The sequence below is a fragment of the Parvibaculum sp. MBR-TMA-1.3b-4.2 genome (assembly GCF_053628815.1).
The window spans coordinates 703,352-728,464 of record NZ_JBRJHC010000001.1 but is presented as its reverse complement, the minus strand read 5'-3'; the positions used below and the strand labels follow the sequence as shown (position 1 = coordinate 728,464).

General features: G+C 62.7%; 20 protein-coding genes and 1 tRNA gene. 16 read left to right on the top strand and 5 right to left on the bottom strand.

Translation table 11 applies throughout. From position 1 onward, the window contains the following. Positions 1-4: 4 nt before the first annotated feature. Entirely contained in the window at positions 5-1,069 is a 1,065-nt protein-coding gene (locus ACSSVQ_RS03705) for an ABC transporter ATP-binding protein (RefSeq protein ID WP_454184643.1), read from the top strand. Here the strand turns inward: ACSSVQ_RS03705 and nhaA are convergent. After that, positions 1,042-2,301: a Na+/H+ antiporter NhaA gene (gene nhaA, locus ACSSVQ_RS03700; RefSeq protein WP_454180883.1), complete on the bottom strand. Its 1,260-nt coding sequence runs from the start codon at positions 2,299-2,301 to the stop codon at positions 1,042-1,044. The two genes, ACSSVQ_RS03705 and nhaA, sit on opposite strands and share 28 nt — an antisense overlap. 118 nt (positions 2,302-2,419) lie before the next feature. On the opposite strand from nhaA, the gene ACSSVQ_RS03695 reads away from it, so the two are divergent. From ACSSVQ_RS03695 to ACSSVQ_RS03665, 7 genes are all read left to right on the top strand, one after another. Further along, on the top strand, positions 2,420-3,391 hold the full coding sequence (locus ACSSVQ_RS03695; RefSeq protein ID WP_454180882.1) for a hydrogen peroxide-inducible genes activator: 972 nt from the start codon (positions 2,420-2,422) through the stop codon (positions 3,389-3,391). A 53-nt stretch (positions 3,392-3,444) separates the two neighbouring features. Further along, positions 3,445-4,173, top strand: a complete 729-nt coding sequence (locus ACSSVQ_RS03690; RefSeq protein ID WP_454180881.1) for a (Fe-S)-binding protein — start codon at positions 3,445-3,447, stop codon at positions 4,171-4,173. Then, the gene (locus tag ACSSVQ_RS03685; protein ID WP_454180880.1) at positions 4,170-5,621 is read left to right on the top strand and encodes a LutB/LldF family L-lactate oxidation iron-sulfur protein; all 1,452 of its coding nucleotides are present in this window, start codon (positions 4,170-4,172) and stop codon (positions 5,619-5,621) included. The genes ACSSVQ_RS03690 and ACSSVQ_RS03685 overlap by 4 nt, the downstream gene beginning before the upstream one ends. Then, positions 5,621-6,265 carry a LutC/YkgG family protein gene (locus ACSSVQ_RS03680; RefSeq protein WP_454180879.1) on the top strand — a complete coding sequence of 215 codons (645 nt, stop codon included), beginning with the start codon at positions 5,621-5,623 and terminating at the stop codon, positions 6,263-6,265. Before ACSSVQ_RS03685 ends, ACSSVQ_RS03680 begins: the two co-directional genes overlap by 1 nt. Positions 6,266-6,327: 62 nt before the next feature. Beyond that, positions 6,328-7,716, top strand: a complete 1,389-nt coding sequence (locus ACSSVQ_RS03675) for an ethanolamine ammonia-lyase subunit EutB (protein WP_454180878.1) — start codon at positions 6,328-6,330, stop codon at positions 7,714-7,716. Next, positions 7,713-8,471, top strand: a complete 759-nt coding sequence (gene eutC, locus ACSSVQ_RS03670; protein ID WP_454180877.1) for an ethanolamine ammonia-lyase subunit EutC — start codon at positions 7,713-7,715, stop codon at positions 8,469-8,471. The genes ACSSVQ_RS03675 and eutC overlap by 4 nt, the downstream gene beginning before the upstream one ends. Positions 8,472-8,601: 130 nt before the next feature. Further along, a complete protein-coding gene (locus ACSSVQ_RS03665; RefSeq protein WP_454180876.1) occupies positions 8,602-11,064 on the top strand; it encodes a DUF4062 domain-containing protein in 2,463 nt (820 codons plus the stop codon). Positions 11,065-11,407: 343 nt separating this feature from the next. On the opposite strand, the gene ACSSVQ_RS03660 is transcribed toward ACSSVQ_RS03665, so the two are convergent. Together ACSSVQ_RS03660 and ACSSVQ_RS03655 are read right to left on the bottom strand one after the other, a co-directional pair. Then, a complete protein-coding gene (locus ACSSVQ_RS03660) occupies positions 11,408-12,784 on the bottom strand; it encodes a phenylacetate--CoA ligase family protein (RefSeq protein ID WP_454180875.1) in 1,377 nt (458 codons plus the stop codon). 89 nt (positions 12,785-12,873) lie between these two features. Continuing rightward, positions 12,874-13,698 (bottom strand): crotonase/enoyl-CoA hydratase family protein, encoded by an 825-nt coding sequence (locus ACSSVQ_RS03655; RefSeq protein WP_454180874.1) that lies wholly within the window; start codon positions 13,696-13,698, stop codon positions 12,874-12,876. Between the two features lie 189 nt (positions 13,699-13,887). On the opposite strand from ACSSVQ_RS03655, the gene ACSSVQ_RS03650 reads away from it, so the two are divergent. The 3 genes from ACSSVQ_RS03650 (at position 13,888) to ACSSVQ_RS03640 (ending at position 17,753) form a co-directional block, all read left to right on the top strand. Then, complete coding sequence (locus tag ACSSVQ_RS03650) at positions 13,888-15,720, top strand: amidohydrolase (RefSeq protein WP_454180873.1); 1,833 nt, start codon at positions 13,888-13,890, stop codon at positions 15,718-15,720. 130 nt (positions 15,721-15,850) lie between these two features. After that, positions 15,851-16,921 carry a helix-turn-helix domain-containing protein gene (locus ACSSVQ_RS03645; RefSeq protein WP_454180872.1) on the top strand — a complete coding sequence of 357 codons (1,071 nt, stop codon included), beginning with the start codon at positions 15,851-15,853 and terminating at the stop codon, positions 16,919-16,921. Positions 16,922-17,078: 157 nt separating this feature from the next. Continuing rightward, entirely contained in the window at positions 17,079-17,753 is a 675-nt protein-coding gene (locus ACSSVQ_RS03640) for an SCO family protein (RefSeq protein WP_454180871.1), read from the top strand. Positions 17,754-17,757: 4 nt separating this feature from the next. Here ACSSVQ_RS03640 and ACSSVQ_RS03635 read toward each other — a convergent pair whose 3' ends face one another. Together ACSSVQ_RS03635 and ACSSVQ_RS03630 are read right to left on the bottom strand one after the other, a co-directional pair. Further along, positions 17,758-18,228, bottom strand: a complete 471-nt coding sequence (locus ACSSVQ_RS03635; RefSeq protein ID WP_454180870.1) for a copper chaperone PCu(A)C — start codon at positions 18,226-18,228, stop codon at positions 17,758-17,760. Then, positions 18,182-19,165 carry a cytochrome c oxidase assembly protein gene (locus ACSSVQ_RS03630; RefSeq protein WP_454180869.1) on the bottom strand — a complete coding sequence of 328 codons (984 nt, stop codon included), beginning with the start codon at positions 19,163-19,165 and terminating at the stop codon, positions 18,182-18,184. Before ACSSVQ_RS03630 ends, ACSSVQ_RS03635 begins: the two co-directional genes overlap by 47 nt. A 517-nt stretch (positions 19,166-19,682) precedes the next feature. Between ACSSVQ_RS03630 and ACSSVQ_RS03625 the strand changes: the two genes are divergently transcribed. From ACSSVQ_RS03625 to ACSSVQ_RS03605, 5 genes are all read left to right on the top strand, one after another. After that, positions 19,683-19,756: transfer RNA gene (locus ACSSVQ_RS03625), tRNA-Gln, on the top strand. A 354-nt stretch (positions 19,757-20,110) separates the two neighbouring features. Next, positions 20,111-21,364 (top strand): Ppx/GppA phosphatase family protein, encoded by a 1,254-nt coding sequence (locus tag ACSSVQ_RS03620; protein ID WP_454180868.1) that lies wholly within the window; start codon positions 20,111-20,113, stop codon positions 21,362-21,364. Continuing rightward, positions 21,364-22,107: an RlmE family RNA methyltransferase gene (locus tag ACSSVQ_RS03615; RefSeq protein WP_454180867.1), complete on the top strand. Its 744-nt coding sequence runs from the start codon at positions 21,364-21,366 to the stop codon at positions 22,105-22,107. The genes ACSSVQ_RS03620 and ACSSVQ_RS03615 overlap by 1 nt, the downstream gene beginning before the upstream one ends. 163 nt (positions 22,108-22,270) lie before the next feature. Then, on the top strand, positions 22,271-23,740 hold the full coding sequence (gene guaB / locus ACSSVQ_RS03610) for an IMP dehydrogenase (protein WP_454180866.1): 1,470 nt from the start codon (positions 22,271-22,273) through the stop codon (positions 23,738-23,740). A gap of 23 nt (positions 23,741-23,763) precedes the next feature. Continuing rightward, positions 23,764-25,059: an RsmB/NOP family class I SAM-dependent RNA methyltransferase gene (locus tag ACSSVQ_RS03605; protein ID WP_454180865.1), complete on the top strand. Its 1,296-nt coding sequence runs from the start codon at positions 23,764-23,766 to the stop codon at positions 25,057-25,059. Positions 25,060-25,113: the final 54 nt, after the last annotated feature.

Genomic DNA, 25,113 nt, shown 5'->3' with positions numbered 1-25,113 from the left:
CGCTATGGCCGCGCTGCGGGTCGAGGATGTGAAGCACGGCTATGAGGGGCGCGCCGTGATCGACGGCGTGTCGCTGTCGGTTGCCGGCCAGGGGGTGACCTGCCTGCTGGGGCCGTCTGGCTGCGGCAAGACGACGTTGCTGCGCATCGTTTCGGGTCTTGAAACGCCCTGGAGCGGCACGGTCGAGCTGGACGGACGCGCGGTCGAGGGGAAGGGGCTGCACCTGCCGCCGGAAAGGCGCAATGTCGGGTTCGTCTTTCAGGATTTTGCGCTTTTTCCTCATTTGACGGTGATGGAGAACGTCCTGTTCGGTATGCCGCGCGGGACGGCCGATGCGGAAAAGCGGGCGGCCACTCTGATTGAAAGGCTCGGCCTGTCGGAGAAGGCGCGAGACTATCCGCATGTTCTCTCCGGCGGTCAGCAGCAGCGGGTCGCTCTGGCACGCGCTCTGGCACCGGATCCTTCCATCCTGCTGCTCGATGAACCTTTCTCCGGGCTCGACACGGTATTACGCCGCCGCGTGCATGAGGAATTGCGTGAAGTGCTGCGTGAAACCGGCGTCGCCGCAGTGGTCGTGACGCATGATCCGGAAGAGGCGATGATCCTAGGCGACCGCATCGCGCTCATGCGCGAAGGCCGGATCGAACAGGAGGGAACGCCTGAGGAGCTCTATCTGCGCCCGCAGACGCCTTTCGCCATGCGGTTTCTGGGCGAATCCAACGCTTTTTCCGTGGCCGGCGACGGCACGGTGGCCGTGACGCCGTTCGGCGCGGTGCCGTCAGGCGGTCTTGCAGGCGACCTCGTGGCGTTAATGCGGCCCGAGGCTGTGAGAGTGACCCGCGAAAGGCCGGAAGGAACGGACGCCGCCGAGGCGGGTGTTACGTCTCGCGTTTTTGTGGGGCGCGCGACCCGGCTTCACCTGAAGCTGAAGATGGGCGGCCAGACACTGACCGCCCATATTGCTCGTTTGTCGGACGTCGAACCCGGCGCAGATGTCTGGTTGAGCGTGGCGCCGGAAGACATTCTCCTCTTTCCGCGGGATCAGGACGGCGACGCAGAAGCGGACTGACCGGAGGAGGAAACCGGACGGTCTTCCGTTTCGCCGCCCTTGTCTTGCCCGAGTACCGCGCGCAGGAAGAAATACCCTGCAAGCGCGGAGACCGTCGATCCGAGCAACACACCGATACGGACCTCATTGAGAAGGTCGCCGGAATTGAAGGCGAGCGTGCCGATGAAGAGGCTCATGGTGAAGCCGATACCGGCGATCGCCGACAGGCCCGCCACATGCGCCCAGCTCAGTCCCTCGGGGAGCTTCACGAGCCCGGATTTCACCGCGAGATAGCTGAAGCCGAACACGCCGAGCGGCTTGCCGATGATGAGGCCGAGGGCGATGCCGAGCGGCAAGACGCCGGTAATGTCGGAAAGCGACATGCCGCTGAAGGATACACCCGCATTGGCGAAGGCAAAGAGGGGCAGGACCATATAGGCGATCCACGGATGCAGGTCATGCTCAAGCTTGTGGAGCGGGGACTGATGGTCTCCCGCAACTCCGGCATCCACGCCATCGCCGGTCCGGAGGGGGATGGTGAGTGCGATAAGCACGCCGGCCAGCGTGGCATGGATGCCGGATTTCAGGACGCACACCCAGATCACTATGCCGATAAGCACATAGGGAGAGATGCGGCGGACGCCTGAAAGGTTGAGGGAAACGAGCGCGGCGAAGCCGATGGCCGCAAGGCCCAGCACACCGAGAGAAAGGTCGCTCGTGTAAAAGAGCGCGATAATGAGGATCGCGCCAAGGTCGTCGATAATGGCGACGGCAAGCAACATCACCTTCAGCGCCAGGGGGACGCGATTGCCGAGCAGCATAAGGATGCCGAGCGCGAAGGCGATGTCGGTGGCGGCGGGAATGGCCCAGCCATTGAGCGTATCCGGCGATCCCCAGTTGATACCGACGAAAATGAGGGCCGGGACGGCCATGCCGCCGATCGCGGCGATGGCGGGAAGGGCGGCCTTGTCGAAACTCGACAGCTCGCCCTGAATGAGCTCGCGCTTGATCTCCAGCCCGACCAGAAAGAAGAACACGGCCATCAAGCCGTCATTGATCCAGAGCAGCAGCGCTTTCGAGATTTCCAGTTCGCCGATCTGAATGGCGACGGTAGTAGAGAGAAGCGTGTCGTACCAAGGGCTTAGCGGCGAATTATTCGCCAGCAACGCCAGAAGCGCCGCCCCCATGAGGATAAGCCCCGAGGCGGACTCCAGTTTCAGGAACTCGCTGATACGCTGGATGATGACGCTCAACTCTCAAGCTCTCCCGTTTGATTACACACATCAATCAAATAGGCCGAAGCGGTGTTGAAGAAAATGCAAACTCAAGCGATAGTTTGATAGAAAAAATCTATCAGGAGCGCGTCTCGCGATGGATCCGAGCGAACCGACATTGAAGCAACTCCAATATCTTGCCGCGCTGGACGAGGTGCCGCATTTCCGCCGGGCGGCGGAACGGCTGGGGGTCAGCCAGCCAACCCTGAGCGCCCAGATTCAGGTGCTGGAAGAGGCGCTGGGCCTGCATCTGGTCGAACGAAGCCGGTCGGGCGTCACATTGACGCCGCTCGGCAGAGAAGTGGTGGCGAAAGCCCGTCCCGTGCTGGCCGGTGCGCGCGAGATACTGGATTTTGCCCGCGAAGGGCGCACCGGATTGGCGGGCACGATCCGCCTCGGCTCGCTCTCCACGCTCGGACCCTATCTCCTGCCGCATGTGGTGGCGCGCCTGCACAGGCAATATCCCTCGCTGAGCCTTTATGTGCGCGAATGTCAGCCTGAGGCGCAGAAGCGCGAGTTGTCCGAAGGGCGCCATGACGTGCTGCTCACGCAAATTCCTTTTTCGGGGCAGGATTTCGTCAATGAGGAGCTCTTTCACGAGCCGCTTTATCTTGCGGTGGCGCGGGATCATCCGCTTGCCGCGCGCGGCCGGGTTACGATGAAGGATATCAGGGACGAAACCATGCTCTCGCTCGGCATGCGCTTTCCGCTTCATGCCGAGGTCTCGCGCCTGGCAGCGAGCTACGGCGCCCGCATGCAGGCCGATTATGAAGGCACCAGCCTCGACGCCTTGCGTCTGATGATCGGGATGGGCATGGGGGCGAGCTTTCTGCCTGCGCTTTATGTCTTCTCCGAAATCAGGTCGGGCAGCGACGTGGTTGCCCTGCCGGTGCAGGGGCAGAGGCTGGAAAGGCGCGTGGCGCTGACCTGGCGCAAGGGCGCCGGCCGGGCCACCGCCTATCGCAAGCTCGCCGCGATCATCCGCGAGACGGTTCGCCGCCGTTTCAAGGAACTGACCGTGACCGGAAACTCGGACGCCGATTTGGCAATCATCCGGGGCGGGGTCTAGATTGGATCGAAAGACCGCTTCGACATGCGTGTCGGGCAAGGGGAGAAACATCCATGGCAAAAGTCGGGCTCTTCGTCACCTGCATCGTCAATACGATGCGGCCCGAAATCGGGTTTGCGAGTCTGAAACTGCTGGAACAGGCAGGCTTTGAGGCCGAGGTCCCGCGCGACCAGACCTGCTGCGGTCAGCCCAACATGAATGGCGGCGACAAGGCAGGCGCGAAGGACTTCGCCCTGCGTCTTGCAAAACTTTATGCCCCCTATGATTACGTCGTCGTACCCTCGGGGTCCTGCGCGGGGACGATCCGCACGCATTATCCCGACCTTTTCGATGAAAATGACGCGGATGGGGAGCTTGTACGCGCGCTGGCGGCGAAGACATGGGAACTCACCTCCTTCCTCACCGATGTGGCGGGCATGAAGGAAGTCGAGGCGCGTTTCGATGGCGCGCTTGCCTATCACGATAGCTGCGCAGGCCTGCGTGAACTCAAGGTGAAGCAGCAACCGCGCACGCTCCTGAAAAGCGTGGAAGGGCTGGAGCTGAAGGATCTGCCCGATGCCGAGGTTTGTTGCGGGTTCGGCGGGCTTTTCTGCGTCAAATATCCGGACGTGTCCGGCGAGATGGTGCGCAAGAAGCTGGCCGATATCGAGGGTACGGAGGCGCGCGCCGTCGCGATGGGTGATGCGGGTTGCATGCTGAACATCGAAGGCGCGCTCGCCCGCAAAGGCTCCGATATCAAGGTCTGGCATGTGGCGGAAGTGCTGGCAGGGCTCGCCAAATGACGCCGCCAAACGATCAACACGCGCCTGAAATGCATGTGACGAGCGAGCGTTTTGCCGAGAATGCGCGGCATGCGCTCGACGATAAGGTTTTGCAGGGCGGGCTTTTCATCTTCGCCAAGGGGTTCACCGCGCTGCGCGACATCGGCATCTCGCAAGTGCCGGAATTCGGCGATATGCGCGACCGGGCGCGGGACGTGAAAAACCATGTCCTGGAAAATCTCGGCGATTATCTCGAGCAGTTCGAGGAACGCGTCGTTGCCAATGGCGGCCGGGTTCATTGGGCGCGTAATGCATCGGAAGCCAACGAGATCATTGGCCGCCTCTGTGCGGAGGTGAACGCCAAAACCGTCGTCAAATCGAAGTCGATGGTGACCGAAGAGCTGGAACTTAATCCCCATCTCGAAAAGCAGGGGATAGAAGTGTTCGAGAGCGATCTCGGCGAATACATCATCCAGCTTCGCAAGGAAAAGCCGTTCCACATTGTCGGCCCGGCCCTGCACCTGACCAAGGAACAGGTGTCGGACACGTTTTACGAGGCGCATCAACGCTATGGCCGCACCGAAAAGGTGACGGAAAAGGAAGCGCTGGTGCGCGAAGCGCGCATCGTGCTGCGCGAGCGTTTCAAGCAGGCCGATGTGGGGATAACCGGCGCGAACTTCCTCGTCGCGGAAACGGGCAGCATCGCGCTCGTCACGAATGAGGGGAATGCAGACCTCTCCGCCACGCTGCCCAAGCACCACATCGCGGTGACGGGGATCGAGAAGATCGTGCCGACGCTTGAAGATCTCGGCCTTTTCCTGCGGCTTTTGCCGCGTTCCGCGCTGGGCCTCGACACGGCGAACTATCTCTCGCTCTACACCGGGCCGAAACGCGACAGCGACCCGGACGGGCCGGAAACCTTCGATATCGTGCTGGTCGACAATGGCCGCTCGGACATGCTGGGGAGCGAGTTCCAGGACATGCTCCGCTGCATCCGCTGCGGGGCCTGCCTGAATGGCTGTCCGGTCTTCACCTCGGTGGGCGGGCAGGCTTATGGATCGGTCTATTCAGGGCCGATGGGCGCGGTGTGGACCCCCGCGCTCGCGGGGATCACCCATGCGGCGAACCTGCCTAATGCCTCGACTTTCTGCGGAAAATGCGAGGAAGTCTGCCCGGTTCGCATCCCGCTGCCGAATTTGATGCGGCACTGGCGGGAACGGGAATTCGAAAAGCATTACACGCCCGCAGGCCAGCGCTGGGGCATGGGCGCATGGCGCTGGATCGCAGGCAAACCGGCGCTTTATCGGCTCGCATCCTCCATGGGCGGGCGCGTTTTGCGGGCGATGGCGTCGAAAGGCTGGGTGAAGAAGCTCCCCGGTTTCGCAGGCGGATGGACGCAGATGCGCGACCTGAAAGCGCCGGAAGGCGGCAGTTTCCTCGAGCAATATAAGAAGGGGAGGCGGAGCTGATGGGCGCGCGCGACGAAATCCTCGGCAAGCTCGCCCGCAAGAAACAGGGCGGCGGCGCGACGGGGATATCCGGCCATATGAAGCCCGCCGTGGCGATGAAGACAGGCGAGGAGATGGTCGCCCAGTTCCGCGAGAAGGCGGTGAAGCTCTCTTGCGGGCTCTCCGAATTGTCGAGGTTGAGCGAGGTTCCGGGCGAGATTGAGCGCGTGCTGGGCGAGATTGGAACCATGCCCGTTTTGCATGTCTCCGACGAGCCGGAACTGGCCTCGCTGCCATGGGAAGATGTCCCCGGTTTGAGAACCAGCCGCGAGATGGATCGCGATGCGCTGGACGGCGTGGCGGCGGTGAGCGCCTGCGCGGCGGCGAGCGCGGAGACGGGCGCGCTGGCGCTGACCTCGGATGCGGATCACGTCACCGGGATCGCCTTCCTGCCGGATTTCCATTTCGTGGTGCTGCGCAAAAGCCAGATCGTGTCCGGCTTCGAGGGCATCTGGACGGCGGCGCGGGCAAAGGGCGGCAATCGCGACCTGCCGCGCGCGGTGAACATCATCGGCGGGCCCTCGCGCACCGGGGATATCGAGGCGACCATGGTGATGGGCGCGCATGGGCCGCGCAGCGTGCATATCCTGCTGGTGGACGGCTAGGGCCTCGCCAAGGCCCGGCGCAGCGGCTACGCTCTCACGACCTTGAGTTCCATGAGGCGTTCATGGCCTATCGCCATTCATTTGCCGGTCACCATTATGATTTCCCCGACCTGAAAACGCTGCTCGCGAAGGCGAGCCCGGCGCGCGCCGGCGACCGGCTGGCGGGGCTGGCGGCGGAAACGGATGAAGAGCGCGTCGCCGCGCGCTTTGCGCTGGCCGATCTGCCGCTCGAAACCTTCCTCCATGAAGAACTCGTGCCTTACGAGGCGGATGAGGTGACGCGCCTCATCATGGACGGGCATGACGCGGGCGCATTCGAACCCGTCCGTTCTCTGACGGTTGGCGGGTTTCGCGACTGGCTGCTGTCCGACGCGGCGGACGAGGCGGCGCTGAAGGCGCTCGCGCCGGGGCTGACGCCGGAAATGGCCGCCGCCGTCTCAAAGCTCATGCGCAATCAGGATCTGATCGCGGCGGCGAAAAAATGCCGCGTGGTGACGGGTTTCCGCTCCACCATCGGCCTTGAAGGCCGGCTCGCCATCCGCATCCAGCCCAACCACCCGACGGACGACCTCAAAGGCATCGCGGCCTCCACGCTGGACGGGCTCATGTATGGCTGCGGCGATGCGGTAATCGGCATCAACCCGGCGACCGACAGCCCGGAGGCGATGGCGCGGCTTCTGCACCTGATCGACGATCTGCGGCAGCGCTACGACATTCCGACGCAATCCTGCGTGTTGGCGCATGTGACGACGGCGATGGAGGTGATGAAGCGCGGGGCACCGGTCGACATCGTCTTCCAGTCCATCGCGGGCACGCAAAAGGCGAATGAAAGCTTCGGCATCGACCTCGCCATGCTGGCCGAAGCGCGCGAAATGGCGCTGGCGCTGAACCGCGGCACGGTCGGCAACAATGTCATGTATTTCGAAACGGGGCAGGGCGCGGCGCTTTCGGCGGAGGCGCATGAAGGGCTCGACCAGCAGACGGTGGAAACCCGCGCCTATGCGGTGGCCCGCGCCTTCTCGCCGCTGCTCACCAATACGGTGGTGGGCTTCATCGGCCCGGAATATCTCTTCGACGGCAAGGAGATCACGCGGGCGGGGCTCGAGGATCATTTCTGCGGCAAGCTGCTGGGCGTGCCCATGGGGGTGGACGTTTGCTACACGAACCACGCGGAAGCCGATCAGGACGATATGGACAATCTGCTGACGCTGCTGGGCGTGGCGGGCTGCAATTTCGTGATGGGCGTACCGGGCGCGGACGACATCATGCTGAGTTATCAGTCCACCTCCTATCACGATGCGCTTTACGTGCGCTCCGCGCTGGGCCTGAAACCCGCGCCGGAATTCGAAGCCTGGCTGAAGGCCATGAACATCATGGACGATCAGGGGCAGGTGAGGCCGGAGCTGGCAGGTGGCGCGGCGCAGCTTCTCGAATATGGGGCGGCGGAATGAGCGGGGCGGATAGATGGTCCTTCCTGAAGGAATTCACCGCCGCGCGCATTGCGCTGGGCCGCACCGGCAATGCGCTGCCGACGGCAAACCTGCTCGATTTCCAGATGGCCCATGCAAGGGCGCGCGACGCCGTCCATGCCGCGCTCGATATGGTCCTGCTGCAAAGGCAGATTGCGGAGGCGGGGATCGGACTGTCGGTCGCGGAGGTAAAGTCGGAAGCGCCGACGCGCCATGCCTATCTGCAGGACCCGTCGAAGGGGCGGCATCTGGCGGTGGATGCCGAGCTGCCGGAGGGAGCGGGCGAGCATGATGTGGTCTTCGTCATCGGCGATGGCTTGTCCGCAACCGCGGTGCATGAAAACGCCGTGGCGACGCTCGCCGCGACGCTCAAACATCTCGAAGGCTGGACAGTCGCGCCGCTCGTCATCGCCCATCAGGCCCGCGTGGCGCTGGCCGACGAAATCGGCGCGCATTTCAACGCGGCGCTGAGCGTGATGCTGATCGGGGAAAGGCCGGGTCTTTCCGCATCCGACAGTCTCGGCGCCTATCTCACTTATGGGCCGAAGCCGGGGCGACAGAACGCGGAACGCAACTGCGTCTCCAACATCCGCCCCGCGGGCCTCAAGCCGGAGCTTGCCGGCTACAAGATCGCCTGGCTGCTGAAGGAGGCGCGGCGTCTGAAACTAACCGGCGTGAAGCTGAAGGACGATGCCCCGGACGCGCTGCCGGGGAGCGGGGTGGCGGTATTGGGTTAGGCTTAGGTTTTCCAATCCGACATCCAATATCGTCCGAGCTTTCGTTATGCGGCTCCATCAACCTCTGAGCTTTCTCCAAATAATTGGAGCGTGGTAAGCTTTATACCAAAAGTTGCGCGAGGGGGAGAGCTTGTCTGACAACCTAAAATTGATCCGAATATTCATAGGGTCGCCGGGCGGATTGGATGAGGAGCGTCAGGCAGCTCATAACGTTGTCGACAGCGTAAACCGTAGTCATTCTGAGCGCTGGGGGATTCACTTCAAACTACTTGGTTGGGAATCTGTAGTACCCGGCTACATTCGGCCTCAAAGCAAAATCAACGAGGACCTAGATCGGTGTAGTTATTTTATAGGCGTGTTATGGGACAAGTGGGGGTCCAAACCGTCTGCCGATACGGATGATTATACATCGGGGTTTGAAGAAGAATACTACCGAGCTAAAGAGGGGATCGAAAGTGGCCATATGAGAGATATGGCAATCTATTTCAAAAAAATAGAAGTTCCGTCTGGGATGAAGCCGGGCGAGGAAATTCAGAAGGTCTTCGATTTTAAGCAGAAGTGCATTGATGAGCATAAAGTATTCTTCAAAGAATTTTCTAATATTCACGATTTTGAGGATCGTATCCGAGAAAAGTTAGAGGAAATTGGCTGGCGAGAGACACTAATTCTAACTGACGAAGATCAACAAGCAGGCCAGTCAAAGAAAACGCCATCCAGCGAAGATTCTCCAGATGAGCCAACGGCAGAAAACACGTTGTTGCTTGATGAGGGTGTCCGGGATTTTCTCCAAGATTTAGCGCATAGGTCAACAGATTGGGACGCCACATCATCATATGATGTCGCCCGTCTCCGATTGATTGGTACCGCTGTGAACCGATCTGGCAACGACGACTTTTACCTCGGCAACCATGATGCAAATCTGATTTTCCGAGAATTTAGAGAGCAGACTCTTTCAGAACGAGAGGTGAGAGCGCTCATTGATTGCGGTGTTGTAGGGTTTGAGCATCACAATGTTCCCCTTTGGAGGTGGCTTTCCAAGAAGGTAGATGGAGCCGACATTTGGGAGCGGGTCAGGCTGCTCGCTGTATTCGGAAACCAATCAGAGAAACGGAATGCTTTCGATATTCTAAGGCTCGGGTCTCAATCTCTAGACTCATTTGAGGGGCTGGCTACCAAAAAAGATGAATGCATCAAATTGATGTTGTCTGAGGACATGCCATCTCAAGTGTTCGATGCGGCGATATCGTTTCTAGCGTCGGGGGCAAGCGAGGCTGATGTGACGCTTCTTGAAAAAACAGCGGTGGCATTGCCGCAGTATCGGCGCGCAAAGATGGAAGAGGCTATCGTTAGCGTCTTGTCGCGCACAAGCGTGGATGCTGCCGTAAAACGCTTGGTTGAAAAAGAAGTCGATAAAGTTGATGAGGCGTTGACGGAAGTGCTTTTCGGAAGCCCGCAATCTCTGACGACGGATACTGTGCAATTGTGTCTATCAGCGAAACCGGAAACGATCCGTGTACGTGCTGTAAAGCTGTTGTTCGAACGTGATGAGATAACCCTAGGAGTGGCTCAAACACTCTTGACCGACAGCAATCACGAAGTTCGCTTATTGGCGGCAGAAAGTTTCAAGAAGCTCGGACAGGAACTTAGTGAGGAGGTTGTTAAAAAGGCTCTTGTCAAAAGGGATTTAAGTTTCGTCAGTGCGTTCACATCCAAAGGCAAAACATCTGATGAGACCTACTACGAGCAGTATTGTCTGAACCGGTTGATGGAATTGGATTTGCCAACGCTAAAAGTTAGGGCGAAAGCCGCAGGTATCTTCGATATACGAGAAGTGTCAGCGCTCTATCGAAAATACCCGAACGAAATGCGGGCTGAAATTACAGGAAACTTGCAGGACTGCTTCAAAGGGCATCTGGAAAAGAGAATTCAACAAGCGCGTGAAGCGGGCTCGTTGGACCCCAAGCTAGAAGGTGAAATAAGGAGTATCGATAGTTTTCTCCGAAGGAGATTGTGCACCCAGGCGCTTTCGGCTCTCTGTCGAATGCGAAACTCTAAAGACCTTCAATTGGCGAGGAAGGTCATTAAGAGAATCGAAGTTGATGCAACCGAGGATATTCTTGCGTATTTCTCCCGATTTGGAGGCTGGTCTGATATCGAGCTTGTCAAAAAGTTGGGGTTTGGTTCAGACGAGAAAAGATCGTGGCTTAGTCTACTCAGCGTAAATTTGCCGGACCAAAGAGCTGCGACAATTATCTCTCTCGGCAAGGACCGAACCGCAGACATGCTGGCGCTGGAGCTTGATTCAGCCGTAAGGGCCTCGCTTGCCAAACAATTACCCAAGAGGTTGCTTGGTGGCTTGCGGGATGAGGTGCTCCTACGCGAGTTGGATCGGGAAGGAGACGGTTACAGAGCCGTCTTTGCTCTCAGATGTGTGCAGGCGTTACCTAAGTCGCGAATTAAGAGCCTTTTAGATCGATATATCGACAGCGACGAACACCGCTACTACAACAGTGTGCATTGGCTTGACTTGGGGGCAGCGCTTCCAACCGCTGTAGCCCAGAGCGTAGCGAAGCGCGCGTTGTCTCACCAATAGATGCGAGATGAAAAACCATCCGACGATAGTCGATGTGAAGCTCCGCTTCATTCGACCTCCTTCTTGACGCGCCCGACACTCGTTGCTGTGATCCATTCACCTTGATATTGGCCGCCTCGCGAGTGGATCCCGGGAACCCCGGCCTGCGCCGGGGCGGGCAAGTCCCGGGATGACAATCATGGTTGAGGTGAGGGGAAGCTGATTTCCAAACGCCGTCATTCCGGGCTCGACCCGGAATCCATGCGGCCCCGAAGCAGATCGCAGCCTCTGTATGGATGCCGGATCCCCGGTTTTCACCGGGGCAGGCAAGTCCGGCATGACGATGTTGTTTGGGTGGGGCGGCTCAGCCCTGATGTTTCGCCGCCCGCAAAGGCAACACCTCATGGAACTTGCCGCTTGCGGTGAATTCGGGCGGTGTCCGGCTTTGCCGCACCACGACGTCCGCCAGGCCGTTGTCGCGAAACACGCGGGTGACCGACTGGCTGACCTCCTGAAAGACGGTTTCCGCCGCCGTTTCGTCGGTGGCGTCTATTCGCAGCTCGAACTCTCTCTCGCCGGTCTGGGCCAGCTGAACGCGCCGGGCCCGCTCGTGCTCAAGCTCGAAGATGAGGGGCGACAGCGTCACCCCGCCGACATGAACGAGCGTCGCCTCGCGGCCTTCCACCTCGAAACTGCGGAAGGGCGAGCCGCAGGGGCAGGGGTCCGTGTGGAAGCGGACGCAGTCGCCGAGGTCGTACCGGATGAAGGGCTGAACGTCATTGGCCAGCACGGTGAGGAGCACGCTGTCCGACAGCATGCCGTCGGGCACGGGCTGCATGGCTTCGTCGACCGCTTCGAGGATCACCCAGTCTTCATGCACATGCTTCCGCCCGTGGCTGCACACGAAGGACAGCACCAGGCATTCGGTGCAGCCATAGGCGTCGAGAATGCCGTATTTGAGAGAGGGGAAGGCCTTGAGAACGCGGGCGCGAAGCTCCTCCGTGAGGGTTTCGCCGCCCGTGTTGAGGATCACCGGTTCGATCTTCAGCCGCCCGGCCTCCTTTTCCCTTGCGAGGATCGCCAACACGCTCGGATAGGTCACGATGCTGGAGACCGGGATCGCGTTGAGCTGCTCGACAAGGCGGCCGATGGGCTGCTCGGCCTCGATGAAGGTCACCCCCTTCACCAGTTTCGGATGCAGGCTTCTCACCAGCTTGTTGTACCCGACACCCGCAAAGTGACCATTGCCGCCGGTAACCGTCACCCGCATGCCGCGCTTGCGCATCTCCCGGAGGAACTGCCAGTGGTAGCGCTCGAAGCGAGCGAGGGAAATGCCGAAGGTATATTCCAGGAAGCGCGAGGGCAGGACGATGATTGCCGGTTCGCCCGACGTGCCGGAGGTCCGGAAGACGGCGACACCGCCAATGGGCACGCCGATCTTGCTCATATCCGCGAGATGCGCGCGGGCCTTTTCGAGAGGGAGAGAACGGATCGTCAGCCAGTCGTCGAACGCGCGCATGAGATCGGGTTTGCGGGTCACCGGCAGGTCGCGCAGCTCGACCTCGCTTGAGGGCGGCACATCCGCGTAAAGCCGGTGAAACAGCGGGGAGTCGCGCCGCGCCTTTTCGACGAGGCGCCTGAGGTTGCGGAGCTGCTTCGTTTCGATGCGTTTCCGCCCGCCCCACGCGGTCCAGAGCCCGCCGACGAAATACCCGAATGTCCTGAGAAGACTGAAACGCATGGCTGCCGACCTCCCCCATAAGTCAGCAATGAGCCGTCGGTGTCACCCCGATACGCGATTGCGATGAAACCGACGGGTCATGGCTTGCCTCAATCCTGATAGTTCGCGGCGCGTTTTTCGAGGTTGGACATGATCGCCTCGACCTGGTTCGGGCTGCCGATGAGCTTGTCCTGCTCGACCGACTCCATGGTGAGGCCTTCTTCCTCGCTGACGACCGCCGCGGCGTTGAGGATGCGCTTGGAGGCGCGGATGGCGCTCGGGCTTTTGCCGGCGATTTCGCGCGCCGTCGCCAGCGCTTCCTCGCGCGGGTTTTCGGTGACGCGGGTGGCAAAGCCGATGCGGCCTGCTTCCTCGCCGAGGAAGATACGGCCCGTATAGGTCAGCTCACGGACGATATCCTCACGCACGAGGTGATACATGATCTGGGTGCCTGCCATGTCCGGCACGAGGCCCCATTTGATTTCCATGATGGACATCTTCGTGTCCGGCGCGACATAGCGCATATCCGCGCCCAGCATGAGCTGGAAGCCGCCGCCAAAGGCCACGCCATGCACGGCGGCGATCACCGGCACTTCGAGCTCGCGCCACTGCCAGACGACATATTGCGCGCGGTTGGAGATGCCATGGGTGCGGGGCGTGAGACGGCTCGGCACGCCGCCTTCCTTCTTCTCGCCGCTATCCTTTTTTCCACCGCCGGCCATCTTGCCGAAATTGCCCATGTCGAGACCGGCGCAGAAGGCGCGGCCATCGCCCGAGATCACCACGGCGCGCAGGCTCTTCTCGTTGCGCAGGCGCTCGCCCGTGTCGAGCAGCGCCTCGAACATCGCGTCGTCCAGCGCGTTCATCTTGTCGGTGCGCACAAGGCGGACATCGGCCACGCCATCCTCGATAGTGACGGTGATCCGGTCGCTCATGTCGTTATCCTCCCGAAGTTGCGGATTTTCGATTTTGTTTGGCGGAAGACTAGCGCATTCGGCCGCGCTGTCCGACAGGAAAGAGGGCGATCCCGCCCCGGAGAGCGCCGGGGATAGGATTTGACAGGCGGCGACCTTGCGTCAACTCTGCCTGAAAACAAGAAGCAAACGAAAACGAGGCAGGGCGAGATGAACAATCCGGGCGAGACGATGGGGATTTGCGAGGCGGTGGGGATTTGCGAGGCGGAGACATGCGACTGCCCCGATCACGATCACCATACACATGACCTTTATGGCTGCCCCTGTTGCGCGCCGGTTTTGCAGGACCTCGGCCTGATCTCGCTGCCGCCGCTGGCCAATGCCGCGCGGCCCGCCGCCTGGAATAGCCTCGGCGCGCCGAAGGAGGCGCCTGCCGGAACACTCATCATGGCGAATGCGACGGTGGTGACCGCGGATGCGGGCTTTTCCATCGCCGAGGCGCTTGCCTTCAAGGACGGGCGCATCGTGGCGGTGGGCACGCTCGACGAGGTGAAGGCGGCGGCGGGCGAGGACGCGCAAGTGGTGGATTGCGCGGGCCGCACCATCCTGCCGGGTTTCATCGAGCCGCATATGCATTTCTTCCCCATCGCCATCATGAACCGGCTCACCGATGTGGGGCCCTTCAAATGCGACGATGCGGATGCCGTGATCGCGCGGATGGGCGATCTCGCGGCGGAAACGGAAGACGGCACATGGATCGTCGCGCGGCAGTTCGACCCGTCCTTGCAGCCGGGCGCGGACCGCATCACGCGGCATACGCTGGACCAGGTCGCGCCGCGCAATCCGGTGTTCATCTTCAATGCCTCGCTCCATATCGCCTATTGCAACTCCGCGGCGCTGAAGATCGCGGGCGTGACGGCGGAAACGCCGGACCCGGCGGGCGCAGCCTATGGGCGCGATGCCGACGGCCACCCGAACGGTGTGCTGCAGGGGCAGGCGACCATGTTCGGCGTGCTGGCGCATAACATGTCCGCGCTGGCGCTGGACGATGTGCCGGCTGCCTGCAAGGCGGTCTGCGAAAAGGCGAACGCGGTCGGCGTCACGACCTTCTGCGATCAGGCGAGCGGCGGCTTTCAGGGACCGGGCGAGATCGACGCCTTCCACGCTTTCGCCGCCTCCGGCCATATGACGGCGCGGCTGCGCTATTCGCTCATCAATGCGGGCGCGAAACGCTGGGACGAAAGCGACATCGCTTTCGGCAAGGGCGACGAGATCGCGCGTGCGGTCGGCTGGAAGATCGTGTCGGACGGCTCCAATCAGGGACGCACCGGCCTGCAGCGCGACCCCTATTACAAGCGCGACGACACAGGCATCGCCTATGTCGACAAGGACACGCTGCGCGAGACGGTGGTGAGCCGCGCGCTGGAAGGCTGGCAGGTCGTGGTGCATGCCAATGGCGACAAGGCCATCGACCATGCGCTGGATGCTTTCGAGGCGGCCTATGAGGCGGGCGTGCCGCGAGACCGGCGTTTCCGCATCGAGCATTGCTCGATCCTGCATGACGAGCAGATCGCACGGATCAGGGAGCTGGGCGTGAGCCCGAGCTTCCTCATCGGCCATGTGCATTACTGGGGCAAGGCCTTCCGCGACGAGATATTCGGGCCGGAAAAGGCCGACCTGCTGGGCCGCGCGGCGAGTTGCGGCCAGGCGGGCATTCCCTGGACCATGCATTCCGACGAGCCGGTGAGCGAGATGGGGCCGCTGCGCCTCATCGACAATGCGGTGAACCGGACCCTGTGGAAGGAGCCGGGAAGCGTGCTGAACCCCGCCGAGCGGGTGAGCATGGAAGAGGCCATTCTGGCGCTGACGCGCGATGCGGCCTGGCAATGCCATTCCGAGCATGAAATCGGCTCGCTGGAGCCGGGAAAGCTGGCCGATTTCGTGGTTCTTGACCGCAATCCACTCACCGTGGCGCCCAAAGAGGTGGGCGGCATCGAGATTCTGGAAACATGGATGGGCGGAAAGCGCGTATATGCCGCTTGATCTTCATAAGCGGGAAATAATTGCGTGAGTAGGCTTATATGGCTGTTGCAAACCGTGACAAAAATGCACAACGCTACCCTTGTACGGTTGCTAACTTGGGGTCGGGGAAGAAACGAAGTCATCGCTTCACATGTCAGACCACCACGACAAGATCGGCGCCGCTTTGCGCGATGCGCGACAAGCCTGCGGACTCTCTCTGGATGAGGTCGCGGAGCGCATCCATATTCGCCCGGTCTATCTCCAGGCGATCGAGGCAGGGCAGTTCGAGCTTCTGCCCGCCATTCCCCAGCGTCTCGGCTTCACGCGCTGTTATGCCGATTTCCTGCAGATCGATCTCGGCGACGACCTGAACAAGCTAAGCGAGGAAGTGAACGATCACGTCTCGCAGACGGATTATTCAGCGCCGGCGCTTCTGCTGCCCGAAGCGCGCCGCGGCTGGGGCCTGTATGGCGTGGCGGCGGTGCTGATGGCACTTGTCGCCGGAAGCGTCTTCTATTTCAGCGGAACGCAGAGCGGCGATGTCGCGGCCACGAATGCGCCGCAGACCAGCGTTCCCCCGGCCAAGGCCTCGCTGCCGGTGCTGGAGGACAGGGCTAAAAGCCCGGCGCCGGTGAAGACCGATCTTGCAGACCGCGATGACGCTTCGGAAACCGTGGCCCTTGCGGCGCCCGCGATGGCCACGGAAGCGCATGCCGCGGCAGCCCACAACGAGCTGCAGGCGGACGAGATGCCGGCCGTGAAGATGGCGAATGCCGAGACGGCCGCGACGGTCGAGAAGGCAGAGAAGGCAGAGAAGGCAGAGAAGGCAGAGACGAAAGCCGTTTCCGCTGCGCCGGATGTGACCGAGGCAGACGAGGCCGAAGCCAGTAAGGTTGAAGCCAGGAAGGCCGAAACCGGCAAGCTCGAAGCCAGCGAAACCAAGACCAGTGAAGCCGAAGCCAGCGAAGCCGGGTCCAGCGAGACCGGCGCGAGCGAGACCGACCGCGCGGCGCTGCGGCCGGCCTATCTGGCCTCGAGCGATGTGTTCATCCGCGCCCGGCCGGACAATGACGGGGCCGTGCTCGGCGTCGTCAATCGCTGCGAGCCCCTGCAGGTGCTGGGCGGCAACCGCTACTGGCGCGAGGTCGAGCGCAAGGACGGCACCAAGGGCTGGATCTTCACCGACTATGTCGCGCAGCGCGGACAAGCCGGCTGCGTCTGATCCGCCCGATTTCATATTTCCCGGCGATGAAAACTCTGTAAGTTTCCTCCCTATTGCGCGTCTTTCGGGCAGCCGGGACGAAGCGTCGCATTGTGCCGGGACGCCGGGAGGCGTAGCGCCGTGGCATCCGTCCGGTCCGACAGGAGGAGATTGCGGAATGGGGCTTTCGTCCGCCGCGGGGAACCATGCCAAAGGCCGCGTCGCGCGTATTCTGTGCGCCGGCATGATGATGCTCGCGCTCGCCGGGTGCGACGACGGGCAGGACTGGCATGCGACCAATCTGACGGGTGCGTTTCCGCCGCTGCATTTTTCCATGACCCGTGCCGACGACGGCAAGCAGGTGACGGAAGCGGATTATCGCGGCAAGGCGGTGCTGCTCTATTTCGGCTACACGTTTTGCCCCGATGTCTGCCCGACCACGCTCAGCCATATCAGCAATATTCTGGACCGCATGGGCAAGTCGGCGGACGATGTGCGCGTGCTCTTCGTGACCGTGGATCCGAACCGCGACACGCTGCCCGACCTCAAGCGATATGCCGACGCCTTTGCGCCGCAGGTGGATGCGCTGCGCGGGACGCCCAACGAGCTTGCGGCGCTCGCGAAACGCTATCGTGTCGCCTATACGGTGCGTCCGGCAAAGGATGACAGTGAATACGAAGTGTCGCACGGCTCCGCCGTCTATGTGTTCGACGGCGAGGGCCGGATCAGGTTGCTTTTTTCGTCGCTGTCGCGCGCGCAGCCGGATATGGACGGCATGACGGCCGACCTTGAAAGACTGACGCGGGAAGATTCAGGCGGCGGCTGGCTGAGCCGCATCGCCGCCTGGTTCTAAGAGCTTATTTGCCGGTCGCGGTCGCGCCCTTCACGTCGAAGCTGCCGGTCAGCGTCGAGCCGTCCTTGAACTTCAGCGTTACCTCGGCGGTCGTGCCCGGCTTCAGCTCGGCGGCGGGCTTCATGCACATCAGGTGCTTGCCGCGCGGCGCGAAGCTCACGCTCTCGCCCGGTGCGACGGCGACTTCGGGGAGCATGACCATTTTGTCGCCCTTGCTCTCATGCAGCATGACCATGCCGCAGGCGGGCGAGGAAGCGCCGACAAGCGTGCGGGCTTCGCCGCTCTCATTCGTCAGCGTGAAATAACCGGCGGCGGGACGGCTCGGCACGATGACCCGCATCCAGGTGTCGGACAGGGTGAGGCCCGACGTGTCGCCGGCCAGCGCGGGCGCCGCAGCAAAGGCGCTCACGCCGAGCGCCAGCGCGAGGCTACATGCCAGTCCAGCTTGCCGCGTTGATTGCAGGAGATGTTTCATCCTCATTCTCGCTTTCTGCCTCTTCTTCCGCGAGGCGCATGAAATTCAGCACAAGCAATAACCCGACGGCGCTCATCATGGCACCCGGAATCCACACGATCAGCCCGCCATAGGTCTGATCCGCCATGGCGTCGATCGAGGGATAGATACGACCGCACCAGTGATAGAACTCATAAAGGTCCTTCGTCGAAAAGGTGATGAAGGCCCCGATCAGGATTTGCGGGAACATGACCCCCATCAGAATACCGCTTCGCGCCAGGAACCCCAGGCGGGCAGGCGGCGAGGGACGCGGATCGAAGACCAGGCTCCAGAACAGGATCCCGTCCACCACCATGGACCAGTTCATGATGGAGTAGAGCCGGGGATCGACCATGACCCGGAAATGAACGTCCGGGATCAGCCAGAGATAGATGAGCCCGACGAAGAGGAAGGCGGCGAGCGCCGGCTGCTGGACGACATGCATCACGCGCCGCAGCCAGTGCGCGCGGCAAAGCCGCGCGAGCGGTTCCGGCATGCCGCGCAGGATCGTCTGCCCCGGCCAGCCGAGCACGATCAGCATCGGTCCCAGATGATGCATGACGATGTGCTGGACGCGATTGAGGAAAAACATGTGCTGCGCGAGATAGTCGTAGCGCGTCATCAGCACGGCATAGGTGAGGCCAAGGCCAATGAGGAAAGAGGCGATGCGCCATTTGGCGGGGCGTTCCTCGGGCGAGGAGAGGTGAAGCCCCCGGACGAACCACCAGAGCGCCAGCCAGAAGGAGATGAATTCCAGCGGGTAGAAATCCCACGGCGCCCAGACGGGCAGCAGCGTGGGCACATTGCGGCAGAGCCACCACAAAGCGACGCTGGTCACGGCCAGCAGCAGATAAACCGCGCCGTCCATGATCGGAAGGGAAGCCCGGCGCGGCAGCGCCTTCTGGAGAGCGGTCGTCACCATTCGCATCCTTGAAGCATATCCAAGGGTGCTAATCCCTGCCGCCCGAAATGCCAAGTGGGCGCGCCCGCGTCCGGTCGTCGCAATGGCCGGAAATGGGGGCGGGAAAAGGGCGCACGCAAAGGGACAGTCGCCAAAAGAAGAGGGAGCCCTTTCGGGGCTCCCTTGAGATACCACTGGCTGCGAGAGGGAGGTGAGGGGGGGAGGACACCGGTATCGCGCAGTGGAGACAACTGAAGCGGCTTGCCTACGTGGTACCGCCCGTTGTTATGGCATCCATAATGCCCGCCGGACGCGCGGGCGCCTTGATCTGGATCATTTATGGTGATTTAGCCCGCAGGGCCGGATTTCCGCCCTGTTTGCGGGTTGGGGGAGTTGACGAAAGCGGACCCTTGCGCATAAGTTCCGGGCCTCGCGACGCGGGATTCCCGCGTTTCGCGCACCAAGTGCCGGTCACGGCGCCATTTGCGGTATTTTTACCGTATCCGGGCATAAAAGCCCGGCCGGCTCAGGCTCTTGGGGGATCGTCTAATGGTAGGACAGCGGACTCTGACTCCGCCAGTCTAGGTTCGAATCCTAGTCCCCCAGCCAAGCCTTCTTCCCAGGCTCAGAACGCTTCGCTTTACCGCTTTCCCCAAGCTGCTAGACTTGCCTCAACTGAGAACAGAGGGAATCCGGTGTTCGAAGCGCGATCGGGGCCTTGTGAGGGGGCGCCGGTACTGCTGCTTCCCGGATTTTAAGGATCGCGTGCAACACGACGATGAAGGCGGTGCAAGGGGCGCATCACGTCCCGCCGCCGGGCAATCCGTGCCATCCTTCCATCCCGGTCCCGATGGGGCCGAGGGCGGACAGGCTGGCGGGGATGCCGCCCGAAAAGACACCGGAACCGCGCCCGCGCGCCGTCGCAAGCGCCGGGGAAAGCGTGGCCGCGGCGGCAAGGCTGCAATGGCCGCCGCATCCGGGACAGCTGCGCCCGAGAATGCCGCGTCCGAGAGCGGCAAGACCGACGGCAAATCCGATACCGGCAACAGCGAGACGAAATCGCGCACGGCCCGCCGAAAGCGGCGCCGGAACAGGCGCGGTGCACCCGGAACTCGAGGGGCGGCGGGCGGCCGGGAAAAGCTCTACGCCGCGCTCGATCTCGGTACCAATAATTGCCGCCTGCTGATCGCCCGGCGCACGTCCGACGGCTTCAAGGTGGTGGATGCCTTCTCGCGCATCGTCCGGCTGGGCGAGGGCGTGGCCGCCAATGGCTGTCTGAGCGATCAGGCCATGGACCGGGCGGTGGAAGCGCTGCGCATCTGTGCCGAAAAGATGGAGCGGCGCGGCGTCGGCCGGGCGCGCGCTATTGCGACGGCGGCCTGCCGCGCGGCGGATAACGGCCCGGATTTCATCAAGCGGGTGAAAAGGGAAGCGGGACTCTCGCTTGAAATCGTCTCGACCGAGGATGAGGCGCGGCTGGCCCTGGCCGGCTGTGCGCCGCTGCTCGATCGCGATTGCGAGGCGGCGCTCGTCTTCGATATTGGCGGCGGCTCGACCGAACTCATCTGGGTCGAGATCGAGCGGCCCGGCGATGACGGTGCGGCGCCTGCGCGCCCGCGGATCGCGGACTGGATATCGCTGCCCCACGGGGTGGTGACGCTGGCCGAAAAATATGGCGGCGAGGATGTGTCGGAGGATATCTACCGGGAAATGGTCGAGGAGGTCGCAGGCCATCTCGAGCCCTTCGCGGCGCGCATGGCGGACTGGCATGAAGAAGCCCGCAACGGCGCGATGCCGCCTTTCCACCTTCTCGGCACGTCCGGCACCGTGACCACCATCGCGGGCGTCATGCTGGACCTCAAACGATATGACCGAACGGTGGTGGACGGGATCTGGCTGTCGCCGGGAGACGTGCACCGGGTGACGCGCGACCTGATCGCGATGGATTATGACAGCCGCGCCGGGCATCCTTGCGTCGGCGAGGAACGGGCCGATCTCGTTCTGGCGGGCTGCGCCATCTTCGAGGCGATCGCCGAGGCCTGGCCTAGCCAGCGCCTGCGCGTTGCCGACCGGGGCCTCAGGGAGGGCATATTGCTCTCCATGATGGACGCCGATGCATCGAAGGCGCGGCGACGGCGCAGGCGACGGCGGCGCAAGCAAAAGGCGAACCGGCAGCAGGGCCCGGCAGCGAATGCGACGGAAGCGAGTAGCGAGTAATGGTCGAGAAAAAGAAGGGCAGCGGCGCCCGTAGTCTGAAGGTGCGGGTGAAAACCGCGAAACGCCGCAAGACTTCTTCCACGCGCTGGCTCCAGCGCCAGTTGAACGATCCTTACGTGCAGGCCGCCAAGCGCGACGGCTTGCGCTCGCGCGCGGCCTACAAGCTGACCGAGATGGACGACAAGTTTCACGTGCTGAAACCCGGCCAGCGCGTGGTGGACCTCGGCGCGGCGCCGGGCGGCTGGTGCCAGGTGGCGGTGGAGCGCGTGAAAGCGCCGACCGGGGAAGGGACAAAGCCCGGCAAGGCCCAAGGGGCCGTGGTCGGCATCGACCTTCTGGAAGTGGAGCTGGTGCCGGGCTCCACTATCCTGCAGATGGATTTTCTGGAAGAGGGCGCGGACGAGCGCCTGATCCAGGAACTGGGCGGGCTGCCCGATGTCGTGATGTCGGACATGGCGGCCAATACGACCGGTCACAAGCAGACCGACCATCTGAAGATCATGGCGCTGTGCGAGGCGGCGGCCCATTTCGCCATCGAGGTGCTGAACGAGGACGGCGCCTTCATCGCCAAGGTGTTCCGGGGCGGCACGGAAAACGAGCTTCTGGCCTTCCTGAAGCAGCATTTCAAGGTCGTGCGGCACGTGAAACCCAAGGCCAGCCGCGCCGATTCGTCGGAAATGTATGTGCTGGCGACCGGCTTCAAGGGCCGGGGAGAGGGGACGGACGAGGCGGAAGAGGCCTGATTCCGAGGCCTCCGCCCGGCTTTTGCTCTTTACATGAATGTCATGCCGCATTGCGGCGAGAAGCGCTTTGCATATCCCCGCTTCGGTGTTAAGAACCAGCGCCAACACAAGGCAGGCAGGCTCGTTTTTCATTTGGGAAAACGGCCCCCGACAGGAGGTTGGCATGAAAATCCGCGATGCTCTGACGTTCGATGATGTTCTGCTGTTGCCAGCGGCATCGACGGTCATGCCCAGCCAGGCGGAAACCCGCACCCGCCTTACCAAATCCATCCAGCTCGGTATCCCGATCATCTCCTCGGCGATGGACACGGTTACCGAAGCGCGGCTGGCCATCGCCATGGCGCAGGCCGGCGGCATGGGCGTCCTCCACCGCAACATGACCATCGAGGCGCAGGCCGAGCAGGTCCGCCAGGTGAAGAAGTTCGAAAGCGGCATGGTGGTGAACCCGGTCACCATCGGGCCGGATTCGACGCTGGCCGAAGCGCTGGACCTGATGGAGCGCAACCGGATTTCCGGCATCCCGGTCGTGGAGCCGGAAACGGGCAAGCTCGTCGGCATTCTCACCAACCGCGATGTGCGCTTCGCCAGCAATATGATCGAACCCGTCCGCAACCTGATGACGAAGGAAAATCTCATCACGGTGAATGACGGGGTGAGCCAGGACGAGGCGAAGAAGCTTCTCCACAGGCACCGCATCGAAAAGCTGCTGGTGGTGGACGACGCCTATCGCTGCGTCGGCCTCATCACGGTGAAGGATATCGAGAAGGCTCAGCTTCACCCCAATGCGGCCAAGGACGGGCAGGGCCGCCTGCGGGTCGCCGCCGCCACCACGGTGGGCGACGAGGGCTATGAGCGCTCCGCGGCGCTGATCGACGGCGGCGCGGATGTGATCGTGGTCGATACCGCGCATGGCCATTCCGCCCGCGTGGCCGAGGCGGTGGAGCGCATCAAGAAGCTCTCCAATTCCACGCAGGTGATTGCCGGCAATGTGGCGACCGGCGACGGCGCGAAATCGCTGATCGACGCGGGCGCCGACGCGGTGAAGGTCGGCATCGGGCCGGGCTCCATCTGCACCACCCGCATCGTGGCCGGTGTCGGCGTGCCCCAGCTCACCGCCATCATGGATGCGGTGGAAGCGGCGCAGAAGACCGACACGCCGGTCATCGCCGATGGCGGTATCAAGTTTTCCGGCGATCTGGCCAAGGCCATCGCGGCGGGCGCGGAATGCGCCATGCTGGGCTCGCTCTTCGCGGGCACCGAGGAAAGCCCGGGCGAGGTCTTCCTCTATCAGGGCCGCAGCTACAAGGCCTATCGCGGCATGGGCTCGGTGGGCGCCATGGCGGTGGGCTCCGCCGACCGCTATTTCCAGCAGGATGTGAAGGACACGCTGAAGCTGGTGCCGGAAGGCATCGAAGGCCAGGTCGCCTATAAGGGCCCGGTCGGCACGGTGATCCACCAGCTGGTCGGCGGCCTGCGCGCGGCCATGGGCTATACCGGCTCGGCCTCCATCAAGGACTTCCAGGAGCGGGCCGAATTCGTCCGCATCTCGTCGGCCTCGCTGCGTGAAAGCCATGTCCATGACGTGACGATCACCCGCGAAGCCCCCAACTATCCCGGCGGCAGCAGCCTCTGAGAGACCCGAAAGCCATATAGGTCATGACCCCCGGCGCGCGGCTCTCCGCCGCTATCGATATTCTGGTCGATATTTTCCGCAGCGAGACGCCGGCGGACCGCATCTTCGAGAACTGGGCACGGGCAAGCCGCTATGCCGGGTCGAAGGACCGGGCGGCGGTGAGCGCCATCGTCTATGGCGTGCTGCGCCACAAGGCGGAACTGGCCCATGCGGTGGGAGACGATGCACCGCGGCTGATGGCGATGGGCTGGCTGACGCTGCGCGCGGGCGAGGGGGCCGATGCCGTGCTTGCCCTGATGACCGGTGAGAAGCACGATCCCGCACCCGCCACCGAAGAGGAAGCCGCCGCGCTGAAAGCGGCCGCGCTGCCGGGACCGGACATCGCCCCCCATATCCGCCTCAACTATCCCGAATGGCTGCACCCGGAATTTCAGGACGCGTTCGGCGAGAGGCTGGAGCCGGAACTGGCCGCGCTGATGGACCGCGCGCCGACGGATCTGCGCGCCAACACGCTTAAAGCATCGCGTGAAGACGTGATGAGGGCCCTGAAAGAGGCTGGCGCGGAGATTGAAGAAGGGGCGCTATCTCCCTGGTCTATAAGGCTTTTGAAGAAAGCCAATCTGCCCGCGCTGAAACCCTTCAAGGACGGGCTTGTTGAGATTCAGGATGAAGGCTCGCAACTGGCCTGCCTGCTGGCGGGCGCGAAACCGGGCGAGCAGGTGGTCGATCTCTGCGCGGGCGGCGGCGGCAAATCGCTGGCGCTCGCTGCGACGATGGAGAACCACGGCCAGATATTTGCCTGCGATCTGGAGGCGCGGCGCCTGAAGGCCCTCATGCCCCGGGCGCAGCGCGCGGGCTGCCGCAACATCCAGACGATGCCGCTGCACCTCTGGGTGCCGGGCGGGACGGACCCCGATCTCGCCGCGCTCGCGGGCCGGGCCGACCTCGTTCTCGTGGATGCGCCCTGTTCCGGCACGGGCGCCTGGCGGCGGAGCCCGGACGCCCGCTGGCGGCTGACGACGGAAAAGCTCGCCGGCTACCGCGCGGCACAGACGGAAGTGCTGGAGCGCGCAGCCCCGCTGGTGAAGCCGGGCGGGCGGCTCGTCTATGTGACCTGTTCGCTGCTGCCGTCGGAAAACGAGGACCGGGTGGCCGCCTTCCTCGCCGCCCATGAGGATTTCGCCGAAGAGCCCTGGACGAAGCACTGGCCGGAAGACCTGCCGCGCCCGGCGAGCCTGTCGGCCATCGCGCTGCGCCTCAGCCCGGCGACCAGCGGCACGGACGGGTTTTTCGTCTCCATTCTGCGGCGGAGGGCCTGACCCCGTGCTCTGTCTCCGCGCCGCCTTGACCCCTTTTCGCTATGATGGTCTATC